This window comes from uncultured Thiohalocapsa sp. (genome assembly GCF_913063425.1).
In the GTDB taxonomy this organism is placed as follows: Bacteria; Pseudomonadota; Gammaproteobacteria; order Chromatiales; family Chromatiaceae; genus Thiohalocapsa.
Genome location: NZ_CAJXYK010000059.1, coordinates 22,905 through 29,189 on the forward strand (window position 1 = coordinate 22,905; position 6,285 = coordinate 29,189).

The following is a 6,285-nucleotide window of genomic DNA, read 5'->3' on the forward strand; positions in this document are numbered from 1 at the left end:
GTCACGGCTGCCGCCGGCCGCGGTGCCCGTCAGCACCGCCCTCATCACGGTGCAGCCGCCGTCTGGTCCGCGTGAGGCCAAGCCAGGCGGCGCCCACCACCAGCGGCAGCGCCAGGGCCATGCCGATGCTCGGGTCCAGCAGCACACCCGCCTCGGCGGCCCCCTTCAGCAGATAGCCCACCAGGCCCAGACCGTAGTAGCTGATGGCCACCACCGACAGGCCCTCGACGGTTTCCTGGAGCCGCACCTGCAGCCGCGCGCGCCGGTCCATGGAGTCCAACAGGCTGCGATTCTGCTCCTGGAGGCGCACCTCCACCCGGGCGCGCAGCAGGGCCGTCATGCGCGCGGCGCGCTCCGCCAGCGCCTGCTGCCGGCGTCCGGTGGCAAGGCAGGTGCTGACCGCCGGCGCCAACCGCGCTTCCAGGAACTCCGTGAACGTGGGCAGGCCGCGGATGCGCTGCTCGCGCAGCTGGGCCAGCCGCTGGCGCACCACGTCGTAGTAAGCGGCCGTCGCATCGAAGCGCGAGGCGGTGCGGGCGGCGACGGACTCGATCTCCGCCGCCACGTCCGTGAGCTCCGCGAGCAGCGCCCGCTCCGAGGGCGGATCGGCCGTCGCCCCCCGCACGCCGTTGGCGCGGCCCATGCGCACCGCCACGTCCGCCAGGCGCCGCTCGGCATCGCCCAGGCTCACGGCGGCCGAGCGCGCGGCGGGCAGGCCGAGCAGGGTCATGGCCCGATAGGCGTTCACGTCCAGTACACGCTTCACCAGCCGCCCCGCCTGGGCTTCGGTGAGGCCGCGATCGCGCAGCAGAATCCGACCGAAGCCGTCGGCGTGGATGCGCAGATCCGACCACGCGAGCCCAGCGCCGCCGGCCACTTCGGCGCCGATCACGGGGTTGCCGGAAAATACCGTCATCAGGTCGGCCGCCGTGCGCTCGGGCAGCTCGGGCGACTCCAGCACCAGCCGCACCGCGGTGACCACCTGCCCCGGCAGCTGCCCGAGCCAGTCCTGCGGCAGCCCCGCCAACGGATCACCCGCGAAGGGGTGCTCGGCGGCACGGTCCGGCGCCAGCGTGCGGGTGAAGCTGTAGGTCACGAACTCCGTATGCCGTTCCCAGCGCAGGCGCAGGTCACCGAGGTCGACGAAGAAGTACTGGCCGACTTCCTCCGCCGCCGGCGGCCTGTGCCCAAACCGCGCCAGGAGCGAAAGCAGGTGGTCGACGTTTACGCCGGTGCCGCGCTCCCCGCACTGATAGGCCAGGTGCGTCACCGCCACCGGCGCCCGCACCGGCTCGAAGGTGCGCACATGCAGCTCCTGCGTCACGGCGTGGCGCAAGGGATGATCCGGGAAGGCGAGGGCCATAGGGGGGATCTGCGCGGGTTGGAGTGATCTTCGGGAGGGGAATGGCCTGGCGGATGGGCGGCGTCAGCGCCGCCTTGAACTGATGGACGCGACTTGCGCCCGGCGTCCATGCCGGCGCGGGCCGACAGTGCTGACACTGATGGCCGACGCTCGTGCTCCGGCGCGGCAAAGCCTACCGTGGAGCGGCGCAGGTCGCCACGACAGGCAGGGTCCCCTGGCCCGCACGAGCCCGCACGAAGGAGAAATTGTTGTGGCTCGCCCACCGCGCGCGGCGGGCGCGGTTGGGTCAGAACGCGGTCAAGATCGCCGCCACCAGGGTCGTGGCCACCAGCAGCGGGCAGGCGAAGGCGCGAGCAACGGCGTTGTCGGCCGCACAGGCCAAGGTCGCCACCTCGATTCGGACTTGGGGAAGCTGCTTCTGACGGCGCATCACTCGGACTCCCTACACGGCCGCATGGCACAGGCGCCAAGGCGCGGCCAAGCGGCATGACTGGACGGCCGCCGCCCGCGCTTGCAGGCGGCGACCCCGGGCCGGTGCGTGATCACGGCCGACTGCCCGCAGCGATCAACCCCACCGCAGGAGCCGACGCCTTGGCAGCGGGCCGACCGCGCCCACCGACACCGGCTCTTACCCGAATCATAGTTCATACAAACCCCAAGAGCATGACCGTATCCTGAAATCTGCGGGGTCGGTCTCTCAAGCCGTCCACCCCTGCGCCACCGCGCACACCACGCGCCGGTCCTCGGCCCGAGCGCGCCCACGCCGATGCAGCCCGGCCCACATCGGGTCACGCTGTCTCCGCTCCGACGTACCAGGCCCGATGGCCGGATTGAACTGCGGCATCACCAAAGCCAAGCACCTGCGCCTCACCGCCCACCAGCAACAGGTCATCAAGCAGGTCGCGCAGGACGCCTTCCGCGCCGGTGCACGGTTGCATCTGTTCGGCTCCCGCATCGACGACACCCAGCGCCGCGGCGACATCGACCTGCTCATAACCACCTCGCTCGCCGACCCCGAGCGCATCGTACGCGCGGAGATCGACTTCCAGGTGCAGGTGCAGCGCGCCCTCGGCGAGCAGCGCATCGACGTGCTGGTGGACGACCCGAGCCAGCGGGTGCGCCCGCCCATCTTCGACGTCGCCGCCCGCACCGGGGTGCCGCTGTGAGCGACGCCACTGCGGCCCAGCGCCTGGCGCATGTGCAGTGCGAATGCCGCCGACATGCCCACTACATGCGCTGTGCCTTGACGGCCCTGGCACCGCACCTGCCCCTCACCGGCGCACGGCTCCGCGCGCTGGATGCCGAAGCGGTCCAGGACCTGGACCCATTCGTCCTGCGCTTCGGCAAGCTGGAGGCAGCGGTGCGCACGGCAACGATCGCATCAGTACCTGTCGGCGCGGCGCCGGGCCATCGCCTGCCGGCACTGACGCCCGGTGATCCCCCTCAATGCGTCTTCGCGCTGCGGTACTGGTCCGCCCGATCCGCGGTGACGAAGCGGATGATCGCGCGCGTGTCCTCGGAGCAGTTCTTGAAGACGATGCGCTGGAGCACGTCCGGCCCCTGCTCCAGGATCAGGCGGCCGATCAGCTCGTCGACGAAGGATTGCGTCACGGCGGCGCCGGCGAAATCGATCACCACCTCGGCACCCTGGGCCAGGAAGCCTTCGATGCGCTCCCGCTCCGGCACGGCGGCGTGGCGCATGCCGAAGAAGCGTCTTTCGGCCGCGTGCTGGAGTGGGACCAGCTGGCGTTCTGGAGAAGGGGTCATGCCGATAGTTTTTGTCGATTCGCGACCAAAAAGCAAGATGCGCTACTCGAACCGGAGCTCCGGCGGCACCGTCTCGCTTAGCGGCAGCAGTTCCGCAATCCGGACTCCGCGCAAGGCTACACGCCGCATCTCGACAGCGGTCGCGACGCCTTGCCACGCTGCGTTGTTCCGCAGCAACCCGCCCTCTCGCCGGCGCTGATACGCGACATGATGTCCACCTGCGAGTAGGGCGCGAAGTGCGTGGACCGGATCAGCACGACGCCGCTGGGTTGTCCGAGGATCAGGCCCTTCACCATACCCTGGTCCTTCTTCTCTTGCGCGTAGACCTTGGCCATGACGCCAGCGTCGGCGTCTTCCAGGGCCAGCACGATCTGGGTGCCGGCGTTGGCGAAGATCGAGGTGTGGAAGTCCCGCGTCTCCTGCGAAGACAGAATTAGGCCGAGCCCGTACTTGCGGGCTTCCTTGGCCAGGTCCGTGATCTTGGGGTCGTTGCAGAGCTTATGGGCCTCGTCGACGCACACCATCAGCCGCAGGGACTTGGACATGCCCCGCATCATCATCGCGCCGTAGAGCTTTCCAGCAGAAAGCGACGAGAAGGGATGTTCACGTCTTGCAATCACGCATATTCGCGTTGTGAGGCTGGATGCTCACGAGAGAAGATCACAAGAATATGGTGCCCGGGGCGGGACTCGAACCCGCATGGCCGAAGTCGAGGGATTTTAAGTCTCTATTTATCAATAATTTACAGAACATCACAACACCTGACAGCAGCAACGACGCGGCTTCCCGTATTGTCTCGCGCTACCGTTCGTCGGGTGATGTTCCGTCCACTGTCCCATGAGTGTCCCGCCAGGGTCCGGCAGCCTGAGGGGATTATGGGGGCCTAACAGAACCGCGGCTTCGGCTCCTGGTGTGCGCACAGCGGCCGCTTGCGGGCCACACGACTAGGACGCAGGCGAGATTTCGTGCTGGTGTACTAGCGTAGGCGTCGGCGCGGCCCCGGTCACGACAATTCGGGCGTCGCAACAGCGTTCTCGAGCCTGGCATGTGCCCGCCGAGTCCCAGAACGGCTGGGCAACGCAAGGGCACGGGCGGGTACTGGCTCAGCCTCAGGCTGAGATCCAAAGCTGGAAATTCCCTGTCTTCCCGTGGGACTTGCGGCCAGCCCTCGCGTCGGTTAAGATTTCAACCACTCGGTTAACTTCTCAACCGGGAAGCGAACGCAGCGTTACTGCGGGAGGGCGCAACTGTGAAACTCACGCCGTTCGGGGAGTGCGCGAGGCTCATCCGGATGAAGAACGGATTGTCGCTGAAGGCGATGGCAGAAGGCATGGGCGTAAGCTCTGCCTACCTGAGCGCCGTGGAGTTCGGCGAGAAGCGGCTCCTGGAGAAGCATATCCAGTCCGCTCTGTCGTTCCTCTGCGGGAAGGTTCCAACAGCTCAGTTACACGAGCTTCAGGCTGCCGCAGAGAAGTCGAAGGACGTGGTCCAGATGGCTCATCTGGCGCCGGACGACAGGCAACTGGTCTCCGCCTTCGCCAGGCGGATCAGCGACGGCGAGTCCCCGCCTCCGGAGTTGCTGAAGTGGCTGACGGAGCGGGATGTCGAGGGCTGAGCGCATGACAACAGTGGTGAAAGACGGGAAGCCGACCAGCCCTTCCGGCTACAAGGTCGCTCCGCAGAGTTACAAGTCGTTGGAGGGGATAGCTCGCAGCTTACTTGGGCACCTGCCGCTGGAGCACGGCGAGCTTTACAGACTGGACTGCAAGGAACTGCTGGAAGGGACCTTGCTAGAGGCGGGGTACAGATTTCGCTGCCTGGAAGTACACGCGCTTGAAGACTGCGCAGCGTTCACGGTCCCGGCGCAGTCGCTTATCGTGATGCGTGAGGACATCTACGACCACCTTTGCGCGGACCAGGTGTACGGGCGAAGCACGGTCGTCCACGAAACGTCGCACTTAGTTCTTCGCCATGACGTGACCCTGCACAGAGGTGCGGCGTTACGCCAGCATCGCTTTTGTGAGGACTCCGAGTGGCAGGCGAAGGCTCTGACAGCCGCGATCATGATGCCTCTGGAGGCTTGTCAACGAGCAAGCGGTCCGCTGGAGTTGTCGCAGATGTGCGGAACCAGTGTGGAGGCAGCTACTTACCGCCTACACAACGTAGAGAAACATGGGCTACTAAGCCCAAACCGACGACCGGGCGCACAGCGTTACCATGCTGTTGCCTGATAAGGAAAAGCTCGGAAGTGTTGGCGCACTCCCGAGCTTCTTTGGTGAGGTGAACGAGGGGCTACCGAACCACTCAGATTCACGCTCTAGTGTCTTGTGCAGACACTTCAGTATAGGGCGATTTCGCGAATCTGGGCAAGCCAAATCCCTCCAACCCTACGTAGGGAGGGCCTATTATGGCTTATCCAAACGTGAAGAGCGTCTTTGTGAACGCGTACGTTCGCTTCCGCTTCGGGCGGTTCGAGCATGTGCGCCAACACTGGCGCTCGCATCCAGGTCAGCTGTCCCTCTTCTGAGGGCAGTGACGCAACCGGCTGCTAAACGGTAGCCAAACGGCGGCAGAGGGATCTGCCTCCTTGCGACCGCTGATGCGCCCTGGGCTCCTACGGAACGGGCCGTTCGGCCCTGTCAGCGCCGATGCAGACGTGCTGTCTTCTCCGTCCAGAGGTCTTTCCCTTCCAAACACGTGCCGAGACCGGCCTGCTCGGCCCTGCGCGCCCTGACCCACCTGATGCGTGCGGAGTCTCGCCCTCTTGCAGGGAGTCCTTGTTTGTTACCGCGTAAGGAGGAATCGTTCTAGGCCGTCCCAGCCTGCTGTATGCGCTCGAAGAACGACAGGATATCGACCTGCGAGTAAGGCACGAAGTGCGTTGAACGGATCAGCGCGACGCCGCTGGGTTGTTCGAGGATCAGGCCCTTCACCATGCTTTGGTCCTTCTTCTCCTGGGCGTAGACCTTGGCCATGATGCCGGCGTCGGCGTCCTCCAGCGCGAGCACGATCTGGGTGCCGGCGTTGGCGAAGATCGACGGGTGGAAGTCCCGCGTCTCCTGCGACGACAGGATCAGCCCGAGCCCGTACTTGCGGGCTTCCTTGGCCAGGTCCGTGATCTTGGGGTCGTTGCAGAGCTTGTGGGCCTCATCGAC

The 6,285-nt window shown here is 66.1% G+C and carries 8 protein-coding genes; 3 read left to right on the forward strand and 5 right to left on the reverse strand.

The window, feature by feature from the left end; all coding sequences use genetic code 11:
* Position 1: 1 nt before the first annotated feature.
* Entirely contained in the window at positions 2-1,363 is a 1,362-nt protein-coding gene (locus QZ607_RS22580) for a DUF3422 family protein (RefSeq protein ID WP_295887586.1), read from the reverse strand.
* Between the two features lie 286 nt (positions 1,364-1,649).
* Entirely contained in the window at positions 1,650-1,793 is a 144-nt protein-coding gene (locus QZ607_RS22585) for a hypothetical protein (protein WP_295887589.1), read from the reverse strand.
* 391 nt (positions 1,794-2,184) lie between these two features.
* Between QZ607_RS22585 and QZ607_RS22590 the strand changes: the two genes are divergently transcribed.
* Positions 2,185-2,529: a nucleotidyltransferase domain-containing protein gene (locus QZ607_RS22590; protein WP_295887592.1), complete on the forward strand. Its 345-nt coding sequence runs from the start codon at positions 2,185-2,187 to the stop codon at positions 2,527-2,529.
* A gap of 277 nt (positions 2,530-2,806) precedes the next feature.
* On the opposite strand, the gene QZ607_RS22595 is transcribed toward QZ607_RS22590, so the two are convergent.
* The gene (locus QZ607_RS22595) at positions 2,807-3,130 is read right to left on the reverse strand and encodes an STAS-like domain-containing protein (protein WP_295887595.1); all 324 of its coding nucleotides are present in this window, start codon (positions 3,128-3,130) and stop codon (positions 2,807-2,809) included.
* 116 nt (positions 3,131-3,246) lie between these two features.
* A complete protein-coding gene (locus tag QZ607_RS22600; protein WP_367268245.1) occupies positions 3,247-3,675 on the reverse strand; it encodes a hypothetical protein in 429 nt (142 codons plus the stop codon).
* A 704-nt stretch (positions 3,676-4,379) separates the two neighbouring features.
* Between QZ607_RS22600 and QZ607_RS22605 the strand changes: the two genes are divergently transcribed.
* A complete protein-coding gene (locus QZ607_RS22605) occupies positions 4,380-4,745 on the forward strand; it encodes a helix-turn-helix transcriptional regulator (RefSeq protein ID WP_295887602.1) in 366 nt (121 codons plus the stop codon).
* A gap of 4 nt (positions 4,746-4,749) precedes the next feature.
* The gene (locus QZ607_RS22610) at positions 4,750-5,361 is read left to right on the forward strand and encodes a hypothetical protein (protein WP_295887606.1); all 612 of its coding nucleotides are present in this window, start codon (positions 4,750-4,752) and stop codon (positions 5,359-5,361) included.
* A 576-nt stretch (positions 5,362-5,937) separates the two neighbouring features.
* Here QZ607_RS22610 and QZ607_RS22615 read toward each other — a convergent pair.
* Positions 5,938-6,285 (reverse strand): hypothetical protein (locus tag QZ607_RS22615; RefSeq protein ID WP_295887608.1); only part of this gene is annotated, 348 nt, incomplete at its 5' end.